The 21,513-nt window shown below is 63.3% G+C and carries 19 protein-coding genes; 12 read left to right on the plus strand and 7 right to left on the minus strand.

Annotated features, from left to right (window positions below; all coding sequences use genetic code 11):
* The first annotated feature begins 41 nt into the window (after positions 1-41).
* The 5 genes from HY058_08200 to HY058_08220 are packed head-to-tail and all read left to right on the plus strand — an operon-like array spanning position 42 to position 5,385.
* On the plus strand, positions 42-980 hold the full coding sequence (locus tag HY058_08200) for an ABC transporter permease (protein ID MBI3497272.1): 939 nt from the start codon (positions 42-44) through the stop codon (positions 978-980).
* Positions 980-1,984, plus strand: a complete 1,005-nt coding sequence (locus tag HY058_08205; GenBank protein ID MBI3497273.1) for an ABC transporter ATP-binding protein — start codon at positions 980-982, stop codon at positions 1,982-1,984. The genes HY058_08200 and HY058_08205 overlap by 1 nt, the downstream gene beginning before the upstream one ends.
* A complete protein-coding gene (locus tag HY058_08210; GenBank protein MBI3497274.1) occupies positions 1,977-3,041 on the plus strand; it encodes an ATP-binding cassette domain-containing protein in 1,065 nt (354 codons plus the stop codon). The genes HY058_08205 and HY058_08210 overlap by 8 nt, the downstream gene beginning before the upstream one ends.
* A gap of 16 nt (positions 3,042-3,057) precedes the next feature.
* Positions 3,058-3,984: a ribokinase gene (locus HY058_08215; GenBank protein ID MBI3497275.1), complete on the plus strand. Its 927-nt coding sequence runs from the start codon at positions 3,058-3,060 to the stop codon at positions 3,982-3,984.
* A gap of 3 nt (positions 3,985-3,987) precedes the next feature.
* Complete coding sequence (locus HY058_08220) at positions 3,988-5,385, plus strand: amidase (protein ID MBI3497276.1); 1,398 nt, start codon at positions 3,988-3,990, stop codon at positions 5,383-5,385.
* Positions 5,386-5,793: 408 nt separating this feature from the next.
* Here HY058_08220 and HY058_08225 read toward each other — a convergent pair whose 3' ends face one another.
* The 6 genes from HY058_08225 to HY058_08250 all read right to left on the minus strand — a co-directional run bounded on the left by HY058_08225 (position 5,794) and on the right by HY058_08250 (position 11,617).
* Positions 5,794-6,807: a methylenetetrahydrofolate reductase gene (locus tag HY058_08225; GenBank protein ID MBI3497277.1), complete on the minus strand. Its 1,014-nt coding sequence runs from the start codon at positions 6,805-6,807 to the stop codon at positions 5,794-5,796.
* Positions 6,804-7,331 (minus strand): methylenetetrahydrofolate reductase C-terminal domain-containing protein, encoded by a 528-nt coding sequence (locus HY058_08230; GenBank protein MBI3497278.1) that lies wholly within the window; start codon positions 7,329-7,331, stop codon positions 6,804-6,806. The genes HY058_08225 and HY058_08230 overlap by 4 nt, the downstream gene beginning before the upstream one ends.
* 20 nt (positions 7,332-7,351) lie before the next feature.
* Positions 7,352-8,218: an intradiol ring-cleavage dioxygenase gene (locus HY058_08235; protein MBI3497279.1), complete on the minus strand. Its 867-nt coding sequence runs from the start codon at positions 8,216-8,218 to the stop codon at positions 7,352-7,354.
* A gap of 34 nt (positions 8,219-8,252) precedes the next feature.
* Positions 8,253-9,356: a maleylacetate reductase gene (locus HY058_08240; protein MBI3497280.1), complete on the minus strand. Its 1,104-nt coding sequence runs from the start codon at positions 9,354-9,356 to the stop codon at positions 8,253-8,255.
* 69 nt (positions 9,357-9,425) lie between these two features.
* Positions 9,426-11,120: an FAD-dependent oxidoreductase gene (locus HY058_08245; GenBank protein ID MBI3497281.1), complete on the minus strand. Its 1,695-nt coding sequence runs from the start codon at positions 11,118-11,120 to the stop codon at positions 9,426-9,428.
* A gap of 53 nt (positions 11,121-11,173) precedes the next feature.
* Complete coding sequence (locus tag HY058_08250) at positions 11,174-11,617, minus strand: MarR family transcriptional regulator (GenBank protein ID MBI3497282.1); 444 nt, start codon at positions 11,615-11,617, stop codon at positions 11,174-11,176.
* A gap of 201 nt (positions 11,618-11,818) precedes the next feature.
* Between HY058_08250 and HY058_08255 the strand changes: the two genes are divergently transcribed.
* The 7 genes from HY058_08255 to HY058_08285 all read left to right on the plus strand — a co-directional run bounded on the left by HY058_08255 (position 11,819) and on the right by HY058_08285 (position 19,263).
* Positions 11,819-13,228: an aminomethyl transferase family protein gene (locus HY058_08255; GenBank protein ID MBI3497283.1), complete on the plus strand. Its 1,410-nt coding sequence runs from the start codon at positions 11,819-11,821 to the stop codon at positions 13,226-13,228.
* 245 nt (positions 13,229-13,473) lie between these two features.
* Positions 13,474-14,640, plus strand: a complete 1,167-nt coding sequence (locus tag HY058_08260) for an ABC transporter substrate-binding protein (protein MBI3497284.1) — start codon at positions 13,474-13,476, stop codon at positions 14,638-14,640.
* 89 nt (positions 14,641-14,729) lie between these two features.
* Complete coding sequence (locus HY058_08265) at positions 14,730-15,590, plus strand: branched-chain amino acid ABC transporter permease (protein MBI3497285.1); 861 nt, start codon at positions 14,730-14,732, stop codon at positions 15,588-15,590.
* Position 15,591: 1 nt separating this feature from the next.
* Positions 15,592-16,578: a branched-chain amino acid ABC transporter permease gene (locus tag HY058_08270; protein ID MBI3497286.1), complete on the plus strand. Its 987-nt coding sequence runs from the start codon at positions 15,592-15,594 to the stop codon at positions 16,576-16,578.
* Positions 16,575-17,321: an ABC transporter ATP-binding protein gene (locus HY058_08275; protein MBI3497287.1), complete on the plus strand. Its 747-nt coding sequence runs from the start codon at positions 16,575-16,577 to the stop codon at positions 17,319-17,321. The genes HY058_08270 and HY058_08275 overlap by 4 nt, the downstream gene beginning before the upstream one ends.
* The gene (locus HY058_08280) at positions 17,314-18,027 is read left to right on the plus strand and encodes an ABC transporter ATP-binding protein (protein ID MBI3497288.1); all 714 of its coding nucleotides are present in this window, start codon (positions 17,314-17,316) and stop codon (positions 18,025-18,027) included. The genes HY058_08275 and HY058_08280 overlap by 8 nt, the downstream gene beginning before the upstream one ends.
* Positions 18,028-18,039: 12 nt before the next feature.
* Positions 18,040-19,263 carry a cytochrome P450 gene (locus HY058_08285; GenBank protein MBI3497289.1) on the plus strand — a complete coding sequence of 408 codons (1,224 nt, stop codon included), beginning with the start codon at positions 18,040-18,042 and terminating at the stop codon, positions 19,261-19,263.
* 627 nt (positions 19,264-19,890) lie between these two features.
* Here the strand turns inward: HY058_08285 and HY058_08290 are convergent.
* Positions 19,891-21,501: an ABC transporter substrate-binding protein gene (locus tag HY058_08290; protein ID MBI3497290.1), complete on the minus strand. Its 1,611-nt coding sequence runs from the start codon at positions 21,499-21,501 to the stop codon at positions 19,891-19,893.
* Positions 21,502-21,513 lie beyond the last annotated feature (12 nt).

The following is a 21,513-nucleotide window of genomic DNA, read 5'->3' on the forward strand; positions in this document are numbered from 1 at the left end:
CCGGCCATGACGATTGAAGAGACGCTAAAGTAGCCGACGCGATGACCGGTCTCGCAGCGCACCGAATTCGCGACGGGCTGGGTCGGTTCCTCGACTCGGACTTCATCTACAGCTTCCGGCGCTCGCCCGCGGTCGTCGTGGCCTTCGCCGTCACCGTCGTCTTCATGCTGAGCGCGTTGTTCGCGCCCTGGATCGTGCCGCACAATACCTACGAGGTGATGACCCTCAATCTCTCCGATGCGTTTTTGCCGCCGTCATGGATCGAGGGCGGCAAGTTTGCCTATCTCTTCGGCACCGACGATCAGGGCCGGGACGTATTCTCCACGATCATCCTCGGCATGCGCGTCTCCTTGCTCGTGGGTTTCCTCGCGGTGCTGTTCGCCATGACGCTCGGCATCAGCCTCGGCCTCATCGCCGGTTATGTCGGCGGCACCTTGGATGCCGTCATCATGCGCGTGGCCGACGTGCAGCTGAGCTTCCCGGCGATCCTGATCGTGCTCCTGATCGACGGCGTGGCGCGGGGCTTGTTGCCGCGCGACATGCACGACCGGGTCGTCGTCTATGTGATCGTGCTGGCCATCGGCTTGACCGGCTGGGTGCAGTTCGCCCGCACCGTGCGCGGCTCGACGCTGGTGGAAAAGAACAAGGAATATGTCCAGTCCGCGCGTCTCATCGGCCTGCATCCCGGGCTCATCCTGTTCCGCCACGTGCTGCCCAACGTCATGGGACCGGTGCTGGTGATCGCCACCCTCAATCTGGCGCTGGCCATCCTCCAGGAATCGACGTTGAGCTTCCTCGGCGTCGGCGTGCCGCCGACCGAGCCCTCCCTCGGCACGCTGATCAGCGTCGGCAACAACTTCCTGTTCTCGGGCGAGTGGTGGATGGCGATCTTCCCCGGGGTGTTCCTGGTGGTGCTCGTGCTCTCGGTCAACTTTTTGGGCGATTGGCTGCGTGACGCCCTCAACCCGAAGCTCCGCTGATGGCGGACGCGCTGCTCACGGTGGAGAATCTCAGGGTTGAGTTCCCGACCCGTCGCGGCACCTTGGTCGCCGTCGACGACGTCTCCTTCTCCATCGGCACCGGCGAGGTGCTGGGCGTGGTCGGCGAATCCGGAGCCGGCAAGTCGCTGACCGGCAACGCCATCATCGGGCTCTTGGAGCCGCCCGGGCGGATCGCCGGCGGCCGCATCCTGCTCGATGGCGAACGCATCGACAATCTGCCCCAGGAGAAGCTCCGTCGCATCCGCGGACGCAAGATCGGCGCGGTATTCCAGGACCCGCTCACCAGCCTGAACCCGCTCTATTCCATCGGCCGGCAGCTGGTGGAGACGATCCAGACCCACTCCGAGCTGTCGCCGCAAGCCGCAAGGGGCCGCGCGATCGAGCTCCTGGCGGAGGTCGGTATCCCCGCACCGGAGCGGCGGATCGACCAATATCCCCACCAATTCTCCGGCGGCATGCGCCAACGCGTCGTGATCGCGCTGGCGCTCTCGGCCAATCCACGTCTGGTCATCGCGGACGAGCCGACGACGGCGCTCGATGTGTCGATCCAGGCGCAGATCATCCAGCTCCTGAAGCGCCTCGGCCGTGAGCACGGCACCGCGATCATGCTGATCACCCACGACATGGGCGTGATCGCCGAGACCGCCGACCGGGTGGCGGTCATGTATGCCGGCCGCATCGCCGAGATCGGACCGGTGCGCTCCGTGATCAAGGAGGCGCAGCACCCCTACACGGTCGGCCTCATGGGCTCGATTCCGATGGTGGGCGCCGATCGCGACAAACTGGCGCAGATCGACGGTTCGATGCCGCGCTTGACCCAGATCCCGCCGGGCTGCGCCTTCAACCCGCGCTGCCCGCATGCCTTCGAGCGCTGCCGACGGGAGCGCCCGGAGCTGCTGCCGGCCGGCCGCTCCGATGCGGCGTGCTGGCTGCACGCCGAAGGTTCTCGGGCCGGCCAGCAGAAGGCGAGCGTCCATGGCTGAGGGCATGGCCGTCGCCGGGGGCGAGCATCCCTTGGTGCGGGTGTCCAACCTCGCGCGCTATTTCGACGTCTCGCCGCCCTTCCTCAACAGGCTGCTCGAGGGCCAAAGGCGCGCCTCGCTGAGAGCCGTGGACGGCATCGATTTCGAGATTCGCAAAGGCGAGACCTTCGCCTTGGTCGGCGAATCCGGCTGCGGCAAGTCGACCGTGGCAAGGCTGGTGGTCGGCCTCTACCGGCCGAGCCGCGGCATCATCGAGTTCGAGGGCGTGGATTTCGCCGGGCTCACCACGCGGGCGCAGCAGGCAAAGCTCAGGCGCCGGCTGCAGATGGTGTTCCAGGACCCCTTTGCCTCGCTCAATCCGCGCTGGCGCGTGGCCGAGATCATCGCCGAGCCGATCCGCGCCTTCCGCCTGATCGAGGGCAACGAGAGGATCATGGCGCGGGTGGCGGAGCTCTTGCGGCAAGTGGGATTGACGCCGGCGGATGGCGAGAAGTATCCCCACGAGTTCTCCGGCGGCCAGCGCCAGCGCATCTCCATCGCCCGCGCGCTCGCCTCCAATCCCGAGTTCCTCGTCTGCGACGAACCGACCTCGGCGCTCGACGTCTCGGTGCAGGCGCAGATCCTGAATCTTATGAAGCAGCTGCAACGGCAGCTGAAGCTGACTTATCTGTTCATCAGCCACAATCTGGCGGTCGTCTACCACATGGCCGATCGGGTCGGTGTCATGTATCTCGGCCGGCTGGTCGAGGTGGCGCCGGCGCGCACGCTGTTCTCGACCCCGCGGCATCCCTATACGCGCATGCTCCTGGACACCATTCCCGACCTCGCCATGACTGGCCGGCAACGCACCCCGGTCGGCGGCGAGGTGCCGAACCCGATCGCGCCTCCCTCGGGCTGCGCCTTCCATCCGCGCTGTCCCTTCGCCAATGACCGTTGCCGCCACGAGCGTCCGGAGCCGCATGCGAGCGCCGAAGGTTCGCTGGTGGCGTGCCACGGCGTGGAGGAGGGGAGGGTGACGTTCGGTGCCCCGATCGCGCCGCCTTCCGGGGGGGCTTGAGCCTGGAGGACGCGCAATGACCGTTCTCGTCTTTGGCTCGGTCAACATGGATCTGTTCGTCGACCTCGAGCGGTTGCCGCGCCCGGGCGAGACGGTGGTGACGGCGAGCTACCGCACCCAGCCGGGCGGCAAGGGCGCCAACCAGGCGGTTGCGGCCTGCCGATCGGGGGCGCGGGTGCGCCTCTACGGCATGGTCGGCGAGGACGGCTTCGGCCAGACCCTGCTTGCGGGTCTCGGCAAGGAAGGCGTCGATGTCTCCGGCGTCGGGCGCGCGCCGCAGCCGACCGGTGTCGCCTTCATCGCCGTCGACGGCAAGGGCGAGAACATGATCTTCGGGGCGATCGGCGCCAATCTCGAAGCCAAGGCCGATCAGGTGCCGGACTATCTGCTCGGGCGCGACCTGATCGTGGTCTTGCAGATGGAGGTCTCGCCGGCGGAGAACGTCATCCTCGCGCGCCGCGCTCGCGCCCGCGGCGCTCGGGTGCTGCACAACCATGCCCCCGCGCTGCCGTTGCCGGAGGGGCTGCTGGATGCCACCGACATCCTCGTCGTCAATGAGCATGAGGCGGCAGCGCTGGCGCAGTTCCAGGGCTGGGCCGAACGCGAGCCCCGGCTGGTGGCGGCGCGGCTCACGCGCGAGCGCGGGCTGACTGCGATCGTCACCCTCGGCGAGACGGGAGCGATTGCGACGACCGCGCGCGGCATTGCGGCGGTGCCATCGCTTGCCGTTGAGGTCGTCGACACGGTGGGTGCCGGGGATGCGTTCGTCGGAGTGCTTGCCGCCTCGCTCGACGCCGGCGCCGATTTGCACGAGGCCCTGCGCTCCGCCTCGGTCGCGGGCGCGCTCGCCTGCGAGAAGCACGGCGCGCAGACCGGCCTGCCGAGGCGCGCGGAGATCGAGCGGCGGCTGCCGGAGCTGGGGCCTATCGAGGCGCTGGCCTAGCCTATGCCGGCCCTGACGGATCTCACCATTGCCGAGGCAGGGCGCCGGATCGCCCGCGGCGTGCTCTCGCCGGTCGATCTCGTCTCCGCCCAGCTCGAGCGGATCGAAGCCGTGGATGGCAGGCTGCACAGCTTCATTCGGCTCCTGGCGAAGGATGCGTTGCGGGAAGCGCGGCGCGCGGAGCGAACGATTCGTGCCGGCGGATATCTCGGGCCGCTGCACGGCATACCCGTCGGCCTCAAGGACGTGATCGAGACGAAGGGTGTGGCGACGACGGCGCAATCGAAGATCCACGAGCAGCATGTTCCCGCCGCCGACGCGACGGTCGTCAGGCGCCTGCGTGCCGCCGGCGCGATCATTCTCGGAAAATTGACCACCCATGAGTTCGCCATCGGCGGGCCGTCCTTCGATCTGCCCTGGCCGCCGGCGCGCAATCCGTGGAACCTCGACCGCTTCACCGGCGGCTCCTCCTCCGGCTCCGGTGCAGCCGTTGCTGCCGGGCTGGTGAGCGGAGCGCTCGGCACCGATACCGGCGGCTCGATCCGCACGCCCGCGGCATTTTGCGGCATTGCTGGGCTGAAGCCGAGCTACGGCCTGGTGAGCCGCGCCGGCGTCATCCCCTTGGCATTCTCGCTTGATCATTGCGGTCCCATGGCATGGACGGCCGAAGATTGCGCCCTCATGCTGGATGCCATGGCCGGGTTCGATCCAGCGGATCCGGCCAGCGTATCGGTCCGGCCGCAGCGTTATGCCCGGCACGCCAAGACCGACATTGCCGGCATGCGGATCGGTGTCGTCCGGCACTTCTACGAGCGCGACCTCGAGGCGTCAGCCGAGGTGCATCGCGGGATCGAAGCCGCGCTCAAGGTTCTCCGCGGTCTAGGCGCCAAGCTGGTGACGGTCGAGCTGCCGAGGCTCGCCGAGTGGGATACGTGCGCCCTGGTTCTCACCCACGCCGAGGGTTACGCGGTGCACGAGAGCAATTTCAAGAGCCGCCCCGGCAGCTACGGCAAGGTGGCGCGGGAACGCTTGCTTGCCGGTGCCATGCTGCGCGCCTCCGACTATATTCAGGCGCAGCGGCAGCGCCGCCGCCTGTCGGTACGCTATGCCGAGGCGATGGCGAATCTCGACGGGTTGATAACCGCGTCCGTGCTCGACGAACCCAGCCGGATCGACGAGATGGTCCCCTGGTCGTCGCTGAAGCCACGCCAGCGCATGGCCTCGACTCCCTTCAACGTCACCGGCGCGCCGGCGCTGGTCGTGTGCGTCGGCCTGTCGTCCAACGGCTTGCCGCTGGCCATGCAGATCGCCGCGAAGCCCTTCGACGATGGGATCGCGCTCGCCATCGGGCGGGCCTATGAGCGGGCGACGAATTGGCGCAGCCTTCGCCCCCCGCTATGAGCGGTGTGGTGATCAAATATTTTTTGAAACTGCCCTCTAGGAAAATCAGGCCGATAGCAGGGACCAAGATCGTGGACTCGGAAATAGATTTTGAAACTATGATTGAGGGCAGCGAGCGGGTTTCGGTAGGCGCTCAAATAGTTTTGAAACTCGCCTCTCGCCTCACCCCTAGGGGCATGAGCGTAATTGGCGACCCTGATCGGTGCCGCAGCTTGACCCTGGTAACGGAAGTAGCTCCCAGCGACCGAGAGCGCAGTTTCGATCATAAGCTGGCAATCGGTCCTGAAAACAGTGGCGATACAAATCACCGGAGGGATTTGAACTCCCAAGCAATCATTAGGATTCTCGAGGGCCGACGTTTCCACTCAGGGCCTGCAGCCGTGTGGGGGCCAGATGGGGGGAATCTTCTCAATCGCTCGACGCTCCGATTGCCGGGCAATGCATGCCACCGGCGCGCCCTTTCAGCACTCCTGACTCATGGACGATTTCCGGGACAAACTGCGTCTGGCGGTAAGCCATCACATGGACGCCGGCTACTCCAGGAATCTCCCGCACCTCTTGAATGATCTCGATGCACAATTGTCTTCCTTCGGCCCGCTGATCTCGTGCGCCTTCCAGCCGGGCGATGACGCTGTCCGGGATATGAACGCCTGGCACATGGCGCCGCATCCAGCGTGCGGTTCGCACCGATGAGAGCGGACCGGTTCCGACGAGAATGTAGCAACTTTGGTCTATGCCGAGGTCGCGTATCCGTTCCATGAAGGCTCGCAGCATCGGCACGTCGAAGCAGAATTGCGTCTGGACGAACTGCGCGCCGGCAGCAACCTTCTTGGCCAGCCGCAGCGGACGAAATTCGAAGGGCGGCGCAAAAGGGTTTTCGGCGGCGCCTAAGAAGAGCCGTGGCGGTGATGTGATTTTTCGCCCCGACAAGAACATCCGCTCGTCCCGCATGCGCTTGATGGCGCCAAGTAAAGAGACGGAGTCGAGATCGAACACGGGCTTCGCTTCCGGATGGTCTCCGGCCTGGACGCCGTCGCCCGTCAGGCACAGTACATTGGAGACACCCATCGCCGCAGCGCCAAGCACGTTTCCCTGAATTGCGATCCGGTTGTAGTCGCGACACGAAATCTGAAGGATCGGCTCGTAACCGGCTCGGATGAGCAACGCGCACATTGCCACGCTCGACATGTGGCAATTGGCGCCCGACCCATCGGTCGCATTGATCGCGTCGACCGCGCTGCCGAAGAGCGTCGCTCTGTCGAAAACGTCCTTCGGATCGGCGGAATCGGGCGGATCGAGCTCCGCGGTGACAGCGAACTCGCCCCGGCGGAGCACATGTTCGAGCCGCCCGGCCGAAACCTGCCCCGCTTCGAATTGTGCGGCATCGAGATGGCGCGCGACGTCCGCTTGGGGTTGGTTCAAGATCCGGACTCACCACCGTCGAGCGCGTGCTCACCCCGGCTGACGGCGAGCCAGGATGACCTCTCTTTGAGGCGATGATCGATCGGTATTTGCGGTTGCCGGATCCGATCGCCGCATCGCATTCGAAGCGATCCTTCCCATGCCATCACCCAAACGCACGGCATCTCGGCATCGATTTCACAACGGCCGTCAGGCCGCACCCCGCCGCAAGGTCCATTCCGGAGACCTTTCGGACAGTTCATCGGGCATGACATTCCTGTCGACGACAGGATGCATTGACCGCACATGCGACAGTCGAACAGAGCGCCCTTGACCGCGCGCTCGATCGAGGCAACCGGCGCCTCCAAGCGGTCGAACCCGATCCATCTCAGGACGAGCCCGCTGGCGATCAGGACGCGTTCGAAACGGCAGTAGAGGAACTCCAGCAATCGCGCATGCCGTACGCTCCAAGACCGGCGGGCTGCGCCTACTCTATTGCCGGCGCGCCTTCCGGTCGGTTCGAAGGCATATAGAGCAGAGGGCATGACGCCAGACCCGATTGCGCTCAGCGTGCCCGGTCGAGCGTGAAGTCGTATTGGAGATGGAAATAGGGCCGATCGACCTTGCTGCCGTCGGGCGCTTCGCCTACTGAGCAGCTGCGATAGGAGCGAATGAGCGAGTCCTTCACTCCAAACACAGCATCTGAGTCGAGATACTGATCGCCAGCGGCAAACACGTGGGTCACCAAGGGGTGATACCCCGGGGCCTCGATCATGAAATGCACATGCGCGGGTCGCCATGGATGCCGACCTTGAGCTCCCAGCATTCGTCCGACGGGACCATCATGGGGGATCGGATAGGGAGCAGGCCTTATTGTCCAAAAACAAACATCACCGTGCTCGTCCGCTCGAAATCGCGCCCGCATGGCATGCCCCCGGTTCGGTTCCGAATGCTGCACGTCGTAGTAGCCGTCCTGATCCGAGTGCCATACGTCGACGACCGCCCCTGCGATCGGCTTGCTATCCAGACCGCGAACGGTCGCAGATACGTAAAGCGGGGCGCCCTTCATGCCGCTCGAAATATCGGAGCCCAGCGGATACTCGGGAGGATTTTGGACGTAGAAGGGACCGAGCACGGTCGTCTGGGTGGCGTCAGAGGACAGCGCATTGTTGATGGCATCGACCAGCATCGAGACGCCGAGGGTGTCGGACAGGAGAATGAACTCCTGACGTTTCTCGTCGCACATCTGACCTGTGCGCGTCAGGAACTCGATGCCGGCAGTCCATTCACGCTGCGTCGGCCTCACCTCGCGCACGAATGCGTGAAGATGGCGGACCAGCGCCTCGCTGATCTGCCGAATGCGGGGATCCGCGGCGCCTTGGATACGTTGGAGGACGGCATCGGTAATCGTCGACTCATCGAAGTTCCGCATCGCTGTCTCCATCCCTCGGCCGAGTCTCGGCGGCTCAGCGCCTCGCCTCAACGGATACGCTCCCCCGGGCCAGTCCGCTGGCCTCCGGGCGTGATCCGGACCACGCCCGGAGGAGCAGCTGAAGTATGGCTTCGCGTTCGACTGGCCGCGGGTTCCAGTAAGGTTGAGTAACGGCGAGATTCGCCACGCGTTCGATCCCAGCTCTAGGCATGCCAATGTCGCGAAGGGCGAGCTTCGCATCGAGGCGCTTGGCCAAGTCGTAGATCCCCTGCGCCGCGTCCGTTGCGCCGAGCGCGCGTGCGATCCGATCCATAGCCTCAGGGGCGCACGACGCATTGTATGCGAGCGCGTGCGGCAGTATGATCGTGTGCGCTTCTGCGTGCGGCAGGTCAAAGGAGCCGCCCAGCGTGTGACAGAGCTTATGGTGTAGAGCCATACCGACCGCTCCGAGGCACGTTCCGCAGAGCCAAGCGCCGTAAAGAGCTTCCGAGCGCGCCGCCAGATCGCGCCCATTCTCCACGACCAGAGGCAATGCCCTGGCAAGCGCTGCGATCCCCTGCTCGGCCATGAGCGAGATCACGGGATTGCAGTCCTGTGCATACAGCGCTTCGGCACCATGGGCGATCGCGTTCATTCCGGATGCGGCCGACAGAGCGGTCGGCAAGGTGCAGGTAAGGTTCACGTCATAGATGACGGCTTCGGGCAGAACCTTCGGGCTTCTCTGCGTCGTTTTCACACCCTCCCGGGTCTCGCCTAGAATCGGCGTCATCTCCGATCCGGCGTAGGTGGTGGGTATGGCGAGCTGCGGCAGATCGGTCCTGAGTGCGATGGCCTTGGCGAGACCGATTGCCGATCCGCCACCGATCGCCACCAACCCGTCGACTTTCAGATCGCGCGCGAGCGCCAGCGCCGCTTCCGTTACCCTGACCGGCGTGTGCATGGCCGCGCCGGAAAAGAGAAGTACGGCCCGATCCCCCAGCCGGAGCATGATGTCTCGTGCCGGCGTCTCATGATGCGGGCCGCACAGGACGAGCGCCCGGCTCAGCCCCAAGCGCTCACTCTCCTCACGCACCCGGCCGACGGTTCCCGCGCCAAAGACGACGCGGCTCGACAGCGCCTGGTAGACGAAGTCCTTCATGACCAGTCGCCGCCCATCCGGCAGTGGCAGCCTCCACATATGGCGATTTCCTTCTGCATGAGGCGCGCCTCAGTGGGCAACCGAACGGGCGCGCCGCTCAGGCCAGGGGACATGCCTGCCGAGCAGCGTTTCCACCACGGCATCGGCATTCACATCGCTCTCGCCGCGCCAGGCGACCACCTGATCGGGCCTGATCAACGCCAGCGGCGCCTCATACAGCTCGCGCAGTCTGGAGGACTCGACGTGGACGATTTCAAGCTGCATGCCCGCCGCGAGGGCCGCCGTTTTCAAGCGCTCTCCTGATGGCGGATCAGCGCCGATCCGCAGCAGCGTCCAGTCGAACCCGAAGGCATCGAACAGCGAGCGCCCGTCATCCAGCCATAAATGCGGCGCACGGCCACCCGGGGACGCCGTCGGCTGGTAGACATGGGCATTGTCGGGAGGGATCGGTGCACCGTCCGGCACGATAATGGTCGACGTATCGTAACGCGCCCCAAACGTCACTCCCGGGATATTGAACTCGGATTTTCCGTGGCGCTCGAGATAGGCGCCAGCCTCGCGCCGCAGCTCACGGCCCAGATCATCATCTCCTTCGAGCCCCGGCTTGGCGACGAAGCAGCCGAGCGACTCTGCGAAGGCGCGTGCATATCCCGTATTGCGTACGGCCACCGGGCGCCGCTCGATCTCATAGGTGTCGAGCAGTCTCTCGTCCGCAACGCCCTTCACCACCGATGCGAGCTTCCAACCCAGATTGACTGCATCCTCTACGGCTGTGTTGTAGCCAAGGCCTCCAGCAGGAGTGAACAGATGGACGGCGTCGCCGCCGAGCATGACGCGTCCGCTCTGGAAGCGATCGGCGACGAGCGCGTGACCGGCTGTCCAGGATCCACGCGACAGAAGCTCCGTGCGGACCGGTGCGCCGACCGCCGCCAGGAACATGCTCAGCGCGTCAGCATCGCTTATGCGGTTCTCGTCTTCGCCGTCCCGCAGCTGCGTGTGGAATGCGAACTCGCCCTTACCGTCGACGGCGCACATGAAGGCGCGACGATCCTGATTGAAGGCCACGTTCATCCAGGCGGGCTGATGCGGCACCACCTGATAGAATTCCGGGGCGCGCAAATACAGCGCCAGCATCCGACCCCCGAAGAAGTCGCGGACCGCTCCGGTCTCGCCGACATAATGAAAGCCGAGCTGACGCCGGACGAAACTGCGCGCGCCGTCGCCGGCGGCGAGATAGCGTCCGCTTACCGTCCTGCGCCTGCCATTCGTTGCATCTTCGACTTCGGCAATGACGCTGTCGCCGACGTCGGAGAAGCCGGTGAGCCTCCATCCGAAGTTGATAGTCACCGTCTCGAGAGCTTTGGCGTGGCGGAGGAGCACGTGCTCGACAAATTTTTGCGACACCCGGTGCGGGAGCTCCGCCGCGCTCCACGAGCCCGAGAGGCCTCTGACCCGGTCGCGTGCTTCCCGTGCGGACGGAAGCCCGAAGCGCGCAAGCTCGTGTTTGGCATAGCGCGTGAAGTACGCGATGTCGGTCGGGAAATCCGCGGTGAGACCCAACTCCCTGATCTCATCCGCAATGCCCAGCCTGCGATAGTATTCCATCGTCCGGGCCTGGGTGGCGTTGGCCTGCGGATTGAATGCAGTCGATTGCTTTTCGTCGAAGAGTTCGGTGCGAATGCCTCTGCGTCCGAGCTCAATGGCAAGCATCAGCCCAAACGGCCCGCCCCCCACGATCACCACGTCGACGTTCGTGGAAGGCATGCCGGCAAGATCTCTCTGAGTTGTACCTTGCGATTATTGGTAAGGAAACCGGACTATTTTGTCAATGCGGTCCGGCGCCCTCCATTGCCGGGCGCTCGGGCCCTGTCATGGGCTTCGACATACGTCGCGAGCTGCTCGATCAACAGGGTCACCATCGTATCTCCGAGCGTCTGCCTCATTTCCGACTCGGCGATGTTCAGGCTTTTATGAAAGGCCTCCAGCCAGGCAAATCCCTTCAGCGTAAAACAAACCAGCTTTGCCCGGCCATCCGATGGATCCGGCTTCTTCTCGATGAGACCCGTCCGCTCGACCTGATCGACCAGCTCGCTCATCGACTGCTTCGTCATCGCTGCCCGTCTCGCCAATTCGACCAGACGCGTTCCGTCTTCATCGAGGTTCCGCGTCAGATTGATATGGGCGACGGTCAGTTCACCGTGCCCCACGTCACGCAACAGCTCGATGATTCGCCCTTCGAATATTCGCACAGCCTCGTTCATGCGTCGCCCGATGTTATTGAGGCGCCAAGCGTTCTTCATGTTCGACGTCCGCTGTTGACGGGCTGGCGTAATCGCAATCTGGAGTCCGAGATAAATTTGGCGAACCATATCGAGTGCACCTTGACCGGGGAATAGGCGAGCGATAATAGTCAGGTAACCGATCTAATATGCTCGGCGCATCTTGAGGAAGGAAATCGCCGAATGGCCGCTCTGCTGAAGTCACTTGAGGATCTGATCGGTGCGACTCCGGATCTCGTCGATTATTTCTACAACGACACGGTGGCTCCTCACTTCAAGGCCCGAACCAGCCTGACCGCGGCGTTCATCCCGCCTGAGTTCACCAATTGGCGCGACGAACAGCGGGCCTGGCGCCACACGGCAATTCTGTTCGACCAGTCCCATCATATGCCCGAGCTCTTTCTCAAAGGGCCCGATGCTCTGCGGCTCCTCACTCGGTTGGGAATCAACACGTTCAAGAATTTCGCACCCGATCGAGCAAAGCAGTTCATCGCGTGCACGCCCCGGGGGCACGTGGTCGGCGACTGTGTCGCTTACTGTCTCGGAGCCGACAGCTTTGAGCTGGTCAGCGGCATGCCGGTGCTCAATTGGATCAATTATCACGCCGAGACCGGTGGCTATGATGTCGCGATCGAGCGGGACGATCCAACCCCGTACAACCCGAAAGGCAGGCGGATCAAATACCGCTTCCAGCTTGAGGGGCCGAATGCGGGAGCGATCTTCCATGAGGCGGTCGAAGGAAGCGTCCCGGAGATTCCGTTCTTCCGCACCGCGCGTGTGAAGATCGCCGGCCACGAACTCCTCGTGCTCAGGCATGGCATGGCCGGACACCTCGGCGCCGAACTCTCCGGACCCTATGAGGAGATGGAGCTGGTGCGCTCCCACCTGCTCGAGGTGGGCCGGAAGCATGGATTGAAGGCGAGTGGGACCAAAACCTACTTCAGCACCATTTTCGAGTTCGGGTGGATGCCATACCCTCTGCCCGGCATCTATACCGGAGACGAACTCGGCGATTACCGAAGATGGCTGCCAAGCGCCGGCTGGGAGGCCAATGCGCAGTTGGGTGGCAGTTTCTATTCGCCGAACATCGAGGACTATTACGTCACACCCTGGGATCTGGGCTACGGTCACATTTTGAAATTCGATCACGACTTCATCGGGCGCACGGCGTTGGAGACCATGGCAAATGGTGCGCGCCGCGCCAAGGTCACGCTGGTCTGGAACCGGAAGGACGTGCTGAAGATTTTCGCGTCCCAATTCGGTGGCGGCCCGCGCTACAAGGCCCTCGATTTCCCCGTCGCCTATTATGGGTGGCCGCATTTCGACGAGGTGACGACTCCCGGCGGCGAACTGGTTGGCCTCTCCTGCCACTGCGGCTACTCGAACAACGAGGGCGAGATGCTTTCGCTCGCCATGATCAACGAGACCCATGCACAGCCGGGCACGCCCATCGTACTGACATGGGGCGAGCCGAATGGCGGGTCGCGCAAGCCCCATGTGGAGCGGCACGAACAGGTGAAGATCCGGGCAACAGTGGCCTCGGTGCCGTATGCAAGGTCCGTCCAGGAGATGAAGAAGGCGGCAATTCGCTAGTCTCGCCGCTTCGTCTCCGGTCGATATATTGTCCTTATTCCTGACTATCTCGTCGCAAAGCTTTTTGGCGTGCGGCACCATCGATCAGCCCTCCCGCGCATATTCTGTGCGGAACGATGGCGCCTTCTGCGACGACCCTAAGGATGTTGCATCCCCGTCCCGTATTGACAGTTAGTCTGGTTACCGTACTATTTCGATTAAGAACGGGTCGCACCGGAAAGCCGCGTTTACCAGGGAGGAATCGGATGAAGCCACTTCAGATGGCGAGTGTGATCGCAGGGCTCCTCGCCGCGCTGGTTACGTGCCCGTCCTCCGCCGAAACGATCAGGGTCGGCATCATCGCGACCTTCTCCGGGCCGAACGCGATCTGGGGCAAGCAGTTCAAGGAGGCGACGGAGGTCTACGTCGCAGAGCACGGCGACTCGATCAACGGCGACAAGATCGAGTTCATCTACAAGGATGTCGCCGGGCCGAATGCGGACGCGAGCAAGGCCGCCGCACAGGACCTTCTGGTGCGCGATCAAGTCAAATACCTCGGCGGCTTCGACTTCACCCCCAATGCGCTTGCCGTCGCTCCGCTGATCACCCAAGCAAAGGTTCCGGCCGTCATCTTCAACGCGGCGACGTCGTCGATCAATAAGCAGTCCAATTTCTTCCTGCGTACAAGCTTCACGCTCTGGCAGGTGTCGGTCCCGATGGCCAACTGGGCTGCGGCAAACGGTGCCAAGACCGTCATAACGGCTGTCACCGACTACAATCCCGGCGTCGATGCCGAGACCGCATTCGCCAGCGCTTTCGAAAAGAAAGGCGGCAAGATCGTCAGCAAGATCCGCATGCCGCTCCAGACCACCGATTTCGCGCCGTTCATGCAGCGCATCAAGGACTCCGGGTCCGACGGCGTGTTTGCCTTCCTGCCGGCGGGTCCTGCGACCTTCGCCTTCACCAAGGCCTACAACGAAGGCGGCCTGAAGCAGGCGGGAATCCGCTTCTATGGTACCGGCGAGACCGACGAGACGACCATCGATGCGCTCGGTGACCAGGCCACCGGTCTCGTCACGGCCTATCACTACTCGGACGCGCACGAGTCCGACTTGAACACGGCCTTCACGGCAAAGTTGAAGCAGATGTTTCCGAGCTCAAGAGCCAATCTCGCGTCGGTCGGGGCCTACGATGGCGTCCATCTGATTTACCAGATGATCAAGGCCGCCAAGGGCGACGGCGTGAAGGCGATCGAAGCGGCGAAGGGCCTGGCGTGGGAGAGCCCCCGCGGACCGGTCAAGCTCGATCCGGAGACCCGCCACGTCGTCCAGAACGTGTACATCCGGCGTGTCGAGAAGGACCCGCAGGGTCGGCTCATAAACAAGGAATTCGACACGGTCCAACAGGTACCGGACCTCGGGTTCAATCCCTAGCGATGGCCACTCGGCTTCGGGGTGGCAGCCCTTTGCCCGAGAGCCGGGAGCGTGACCTGCACCGCGCGTCTGGTCCCTCGGATTGATCGATGTTGGTTGCGCTCAGCATCATCATCGATGGTGTCGCCTATGGGATGATCCTGTTCATGATCTCCGTCGGACTCTCCGTCACGATGGGGCTCATGCGGATCATGAATCTAGCGCATGGTGGCTTTGCGCTCATCGGCGGTGCCATCGCGCACGCGCTGACGGTCCGCCTCGGCATCGATTTCGTTCCTGCCGCGATCTTATCGATCATGACCGCGGTGCTGATTTCGTTTGCTCTCGAACGGATTGTCTATCGCCCGATCTACCGCCTCGGAGAGCTCGGGCAGGTGCTCGCAACCATCGGCGTCACGTTCATCATCATTGCCATTGTCAATTTTTTCCTTGGCTCGACGCTGCTGCCCATTCGGCCACCGTCCTTCATGACCGGCTCCGTTACATTGGGGTTCAAGACACTGCCAATGCATAGGCTGATCGTCATCGGCGCGGGCGCGATGGTCCTGGTGTTTCTCTATTGGCTCATCGAAAGGACCCGCTTCGGGATCTATCTGCGCGCATCGGTGGATAATCACGCCACAGCGGCCGCTCTCGGGATCAACACCTCGAAGATCTATGCTGTGACCTTCGCTCTTGGGGCCGGTCTTGCCGCCCTGGGCGGCATGCTCGGAGCCGAGCTGCTTCCGCTCGAGGCCTATTATCCGCTCCGCTACATGGTTCTGTTCCTCACCGTGGTTGCGGTTGGTGGGCTTGGCACCATCACCGGCTCGTTCGCGGCGGCGATGGGATTGGGTATCCTTGATACGGGCTCGCGATATTTGCTCTCGGAGTTCGGAACGATCGTCTTCTTCCTGGCGGTCATGCTGCTTCTGTCCGCTCGTCCAAGAGGGCTCCTTGGAAGAGCGTGACATGCTCCAGGCTCCTGTGATCAGCGCGAGGGCTTGGAAGCGATCGACCTATCGCTTCACGCCGGAGCTGGTGATCCTCCTCGGCGCCGCGCTTGCATTCATTTGCTTTCCCTACGACCTCGGCTTTCTCACGCGGACCCTGATCATGATGATCCTGGTCCTCTCTTTGGACCTGATCTTGGGCTACGCGGGCATAGCGTCGTTGGGGCACGCCGCCATGTACGGCACGGGCGCCTATGCGGCAGGCCTGTTTGCCATTCATGTGACGCAAGAGCCGGTCCTCGGGCTCTTCGCGGGCGGAGCCGCGGGAGCTCTCGCGGCTTGGGCCTCGGGATTGCTCCTGCTGAGGACGCACGGGCTTGCGTTCCTCATGCTGTCCATTGCGGTAGCGGCGGTGCTTCAGGACCTTGCCTCGAAGGTCCGCTCCGTCACCGGAGGTGCGGATGGGCTGACCGGGATCACGATGGGCCCGGTGCTCGGCATGTTCGAGTTCGACCTGCCGGGCCGAACCGGCTTCTGGTACGCGTGCGCGGTACTCCTCATCGTCACCCTCAGCCTTCAGACGACCGTCAACTCCGCATTCGGCCTGGCGCTGCGCGGGATCAAGAATAGCCCTACGCGAATGCGCGCGATCGGGACACCCGTCTACCGGCGCCTCGTCAGCGCCTATGTGATCGCGGGCGCAGTTGCGGGGATTGCCGGTGCTTTGTCGGCGCAGATTACCGCGCTCGTCAGCATCGAATCCTACAGCTTCTCTCTCTCCGCCGAGATCATGGTGATGCTGATCCTCGGCGGCTCGGGGCGTCTCTATGGCGCCATTCTGGGCACACTCATCTTCGCGGTGATCCAGCACGTCGCTGCCGCGATCGATCCGTTCAACTGGCTGTTCGTGATCGGCGTGCTGCTTCTCACCGTTGTGTTCTTCGCCCCCGAAGGGCTCCTGTCGGTGCCGATCCGCCTGATCAGGTTGGCCAGGGGATCGTCATGACGGGGCTCCGGGTTGAATCGCTGTCGAAAAGCTTCGGCGGCATCGCGGTCGCGCGTTCGCTTACGCTCGAGCTGCCGCCCGGCTCGCGGACGGCGTTGATCGGGCCCAACGGAGCCGGCAAGACCACCTTCGCCAATCTGATCACCGGAACGCTCAAGCCATCCAGTGGACGCATCACGCTCGATGGAGCGGACATTGGGGCGCTCTCACAGGCTGAGCGCGCCAAAGCCGGCATCGCCAAGACCTTCCAGATCACGAACCTGTTCAAGGACCTGACGGTCCGCGAGAATCTGCGGATCTCGCTTCTCGAGCGCGAGGGCCGCACCGGAAACTTCGTGACGCACAGTTGCGCCGTTCCGGCGATCGAGGAAGAGATCGAGGAGAATCTTGCACAATTCAATCTCCTGCCGATGGCGGACAGACGCGTTGCGGACCTGGCCTATGGTCAGCAGCGCTTGATCGACATGGCGCTCGCGCTGGCGCTGCGCCCGCGGGTTCTGATTCTGGATGAGCCGGCGGCCGGCGTTCCCTCAGGGGAAAGCCACCTCATCGTGAGCGTGATCAAGCGCCTGCCCGCCTCCTTGTCAGTGCTCATCATCGAACATGACATGAAGCTCGTGTTCGAGGTGTCGCATCGGATTATCGTTCTCGTGGCTGGCGCCATTCTGGTCGAAGGTACGCCAGAAGAGATCAGCCGCAACGCGAGCGTCCGCGAGCTCTATCTCGGAGCTCGGCATGGCTGAACCCATCTTGCGACTGAAGAACGTAGTCGCAGGTTATGGCGAGACGCATGTGTTGCAAGGGATCAGCTTCGATGTCAACAGAGGGGAGCGGCTGGCGATCCTCGGCCGCAACGGCGTCGGGAAGACGACAACCCTGTCGACGGTCATGGGCTTGACGCGGCTCCATCGGGGTACGATCGAATTCAAAGGTCGCGAGATCGGGAGACTACCGCCCTACCAACGCGCGCGCGCCGGGCTCGGTCTGGTGCCGCAGACGCGGGATATATTTACCTCCCTCACGGTCGAGGAAAACCTCCTGGCGGGTGCGCGCAATGGAGCCTTGATTGACCAGGCTTATGAGCTGTTTCCGCCTCTCAAGGCGAGGCGGGCAATCGGTGGCACGTTGCTCTCCGGCGGAGAGCAGCAAATGCTGTCGATTGCTCGAACCCTCATAGGTGCGCCGGACGTCCTGCTGCTGGACGAGCCTCTGGAGGGCTTGGCGCCGGTCATCCGCGACATGCTGATGGATACCTTCGAGACGCTCGCCGCGAGCCGCGGCCACACGATCGTCCTGGTCGAGCAGCATACGGCGCTCGCCCTCGAATTTGCCGATCGCGTGCTCGTGCTCGACCAGGGTGCCATCGTGCTCGAAGGGCATGCGGCAGACCTGAAAGGGCGCCCCGATCTTCTCGACAAGCACATCGGTCTTGCGCTCGACAATTCATAGGAGGTCCAAGCGATGACCACCAGCTTTGCGCACGGCGTCACTCCTCCAGAAGGCATTCCGATCTCCGACGTCGACCCGTTTTCCATCGATTTCTTCGAGAATCCACATAAATTCCACGCCGATCTCAGGGAGCTTGGACCGGTCGCATATCTCAGCCGCTATGGCGTGTACGGCCTGGCCCGCTACAAAGAAGTGCACGAGACTCTCAACAACTGGCGGATGTTCTCTTCCAGCCGTGGAGTCGGAATCAGCAACTTCGCAAAGGAGATGCCTTGGCGGCCACCGAGCCTGGTGCTCGAGACGGATCCGCCGACCCACGACAAGTATCGGGCGGCTCTCAATCGGGTCCTATCGCCCACCGCGATGCGGGGTCTTCGCGAAGGCTTCGCGGCGGCCGCGGAGCGCAAAGTGGACGCACTGCTCGCCCGTGGTCGGTTCGACGGCATCGAGGATCTGGCTGAGGCCTTCCCTCTTTCGGTATTTCCAGACGCGGTCGGGCTGCCCACGGAGGGTCGCGACCATCTGCTTCCGTATGCAAGGGTTGCGTTCAACGCCTTCGGTCCACAGAACAACCTTCTCCAGCTCGCGATGGAACGCGCGGCCGCGCACATCGCGTGGGTGACCGAGCACTGCAAACGAGAGAATCTGGCTCCCGGCGGCCTTGGAGCTCAAGTGCATGCCGCCGTCGATTCGGGCGAGATCACCTCGGAGGAGGCGGCGCTGCTTGTGCGCTCCCTCCTCTCCGCTGGTCTCGACACGACCGTCAGCGCAATCGGCGGCGCCATCTACTGTCTCGCCCGCTTCCCGAGCGAGTGGCTGAAGCTTCGAGCAAATCCGGGGCTGGCACGAGCCGCCTTCGAGGAGGCAATCCGGTTCGAGAGTCCGGTTCAGACGTTCTTCCGCACAACCACCCGCGCTGTTCGAGTGGGGAGCGCGGAGATCGGCGAAGGCCAGAAAGTGCTGATGTTCCTCGGTGCGGCGAACAGAGACCCGCGCCGCTGGGAGAATCCGGATGTCTACGACATCGAGCGCAAGGTGAGCGGCCATGTCGGCTTCGGGTCGGGCGTACATATGTGCGTGGGCCAACTGTTTGCCCGGCTGGAGGGCGAGTTTCTCCTTTCGGCGATGGCTCGCAAAGTGAGTTCGATCGAGATCACCGGCGAGCCTCGGCGCGCTTACAACAACACGCTCCGCGGCCTTGCCAGCCTCCCTCTCGAATTAAAACCCGTCCACTGAGGCGGCCATGCCCAAGATCACAGCTGGCTCATTATGACCCAGCGCGAGGACAATGTGCGGCTGTAGCAGTGTGATCACTCGAGACGCTCTCAGCTTCAGATGACTTCTTCATCGGCGCCGCTGCTTTGCATGAGCAAAGGACGCACTTCAATTCCTTGCGCTTCCCATCCGTCTTCCACTGATCGCCTTTTCCAACCAGCCGATTTCCATTTCCGTTAGAGAGGAAAGCAGAAGGTCGGTGTACGCATCGAAAGGCGGAGTAAGAACCTGGCTGTGGATCGGCGTGGGGACTTGGCGCCGATTGGCACGGCAAGATCTTAATTGGCAATGATACGCGGGGGTCAATTTGGCTTGCCGACTAACAGCTACGAGGTCGAAGTGCAGATTTTGACCGAGCCTGTACCGGGAGCAGGGGCACCCCTACCCGGGCGAGCGCAGCGCCCCTATGCCACTGTTTTTCGTTGATGGCAGTTTAAAATTTTATTTCAGTCCCTCAATTGCGGTGCCCTGGCTCAGATGATCCAGAGCTGTTTCAAAAACTATTTGTTTGTTTCATAAACTATTTGTCAGTTTCAAAATATATTTGATTGCCACAAGCGGGGCGCCGCGCCGAGACAAACCACGCCGTTAGTTCTTGGTCACGTTCCAGAACACGGGCGTGCTCGCCTTGACCAGGCCGGTCACGTTGCGGCGCCAGACCGCCGGCTGCTCGAACTGCCCGGCCAGCACCAGCGGTATGGTCTCCCAGAGCCGCCGCTGGAATGCTTCGAGCGCCGCCTTGCGCGCCTCCGGTTCGCTCGCGCGCACCAGCCGGTCGCGCAGGCGCTCCGCCTCCTCGTCGCAAGGCCAGCCGGCCCAGTTGCTGCCGTCGCAGGCCATGTTGGTGGCGATATTGGTGAGGGGGTGGTGGTTGACCACGCCGTTGAAGTAGGTGACCAGCACGTTCCATCCGGGCGAGCCCGGACCAGGCGCATCCTTTTTCGTCTGGCGGACGAGGATGGTCGCGAAGTCGTTGAGCTGTAGATCGACGTTCATGCCGATGGCCTGCATGCGCTGCTGGGCCACCTGTCCCATCGCGCTGATGACGGAGATCTCCGGCGTCGACATCAGCACGACCTTCTCGCCTTTGTAGCCGGACTCGGCGAGGAGCTGGCGCGCCTTGTCGAGGTCGGGCTTGCGATAAGCCTCCGATCCCACCTCGGTCCCGAATGGACCGCCGCAGAGATAGAAGGCGTAGCAAGGCTTCCACCATTTCTCGTCGCCGATCGCCGCCCGCATGAAGTCGGCCTGGTCGAAGGCGAGCGCGAGCGCCTGGCGGGCCTTCGGATTGTTGAACGGCGGAAACAGCGCATTGGGTCTGACACCGGCGAAATTGCCCCAAGGCTGCAGGCGTTCGATCGCAACGTCCTTGCTCTTGGCCAGGACCGGCAGGAGGTCGATCGGCGCACCGTCCCAGAAATCGATCTCGCCGGCAGCGACCGCGGCGGCCGCGGTATTGGCGTCGGGAATGACCACGAGCTCGAGGCGATCGATCTTCACCACCTTGCCGCCGGTGTGGCCATCGGGTGGCTCGTTGCGCGGCACATAAGCGGGGTTGCGCGTATAGACGATCTTGGCCCCGGGCGACCACTCGGAGCGCTGGAAGACGAACGGACCGGAGCCGATGGCTTCGGTCAGGCCGACGGCGGGGTCGATCTTGGTGTCCTGCTCGCGCATGACCACCGGAATCATGCCGGCCGCCGATCCCAGCGCGAACTCCACATAGGCGAAGGGCTCGTTCAGCACGATCTTGAATGTGCGCTCGCCGGTCGCCTCGATGGCGGCGACGAATTTCGACATCTTGGTGCCGAAGGTATCGCGTGCGAGCCAGCGGCGCATCGAGGGCACGATGTCCCTGCTGGTGACGGTCTGGCCGTCTTGGAATTTCAGGCCGGGCCTGAGAACGAAGGAATAAGTGATCTTGTCGGCCGACACCTCGTAGGTCTCGACCATCTGCGGCTTGATCTTGAGCTCGCTGTCCCAGGCCATCAGCGTGTCATAGACGGCCAGCGCATGCAGCCTGAGGACGGGATTGGCGTTGATGTGGGGATCGATGACGCGGAGGTCGTTGAGCGGCACGATCTTCAGGGTCTTTTGCGGGCTCTGCGCCCATGCGCCGAGCGGAGCGGCGAGAGCGAGCAGCAGGACGCCGAGCAAGCGGACAGAACCTCCAACGGCCGCAGCGTGGCTTTCACTCATCGGTCGCTCCCC

It is taken from the genome of Pseudomonadota bacterium (assembly GCA_016195085.1).
In the GTDB taxonomy this organism is placed as follows: domain Bacteria; phylum Pseudomonadota; class Alphaproteobacteria; order SHVZ01; family SHVZ01; genus JACQAG01.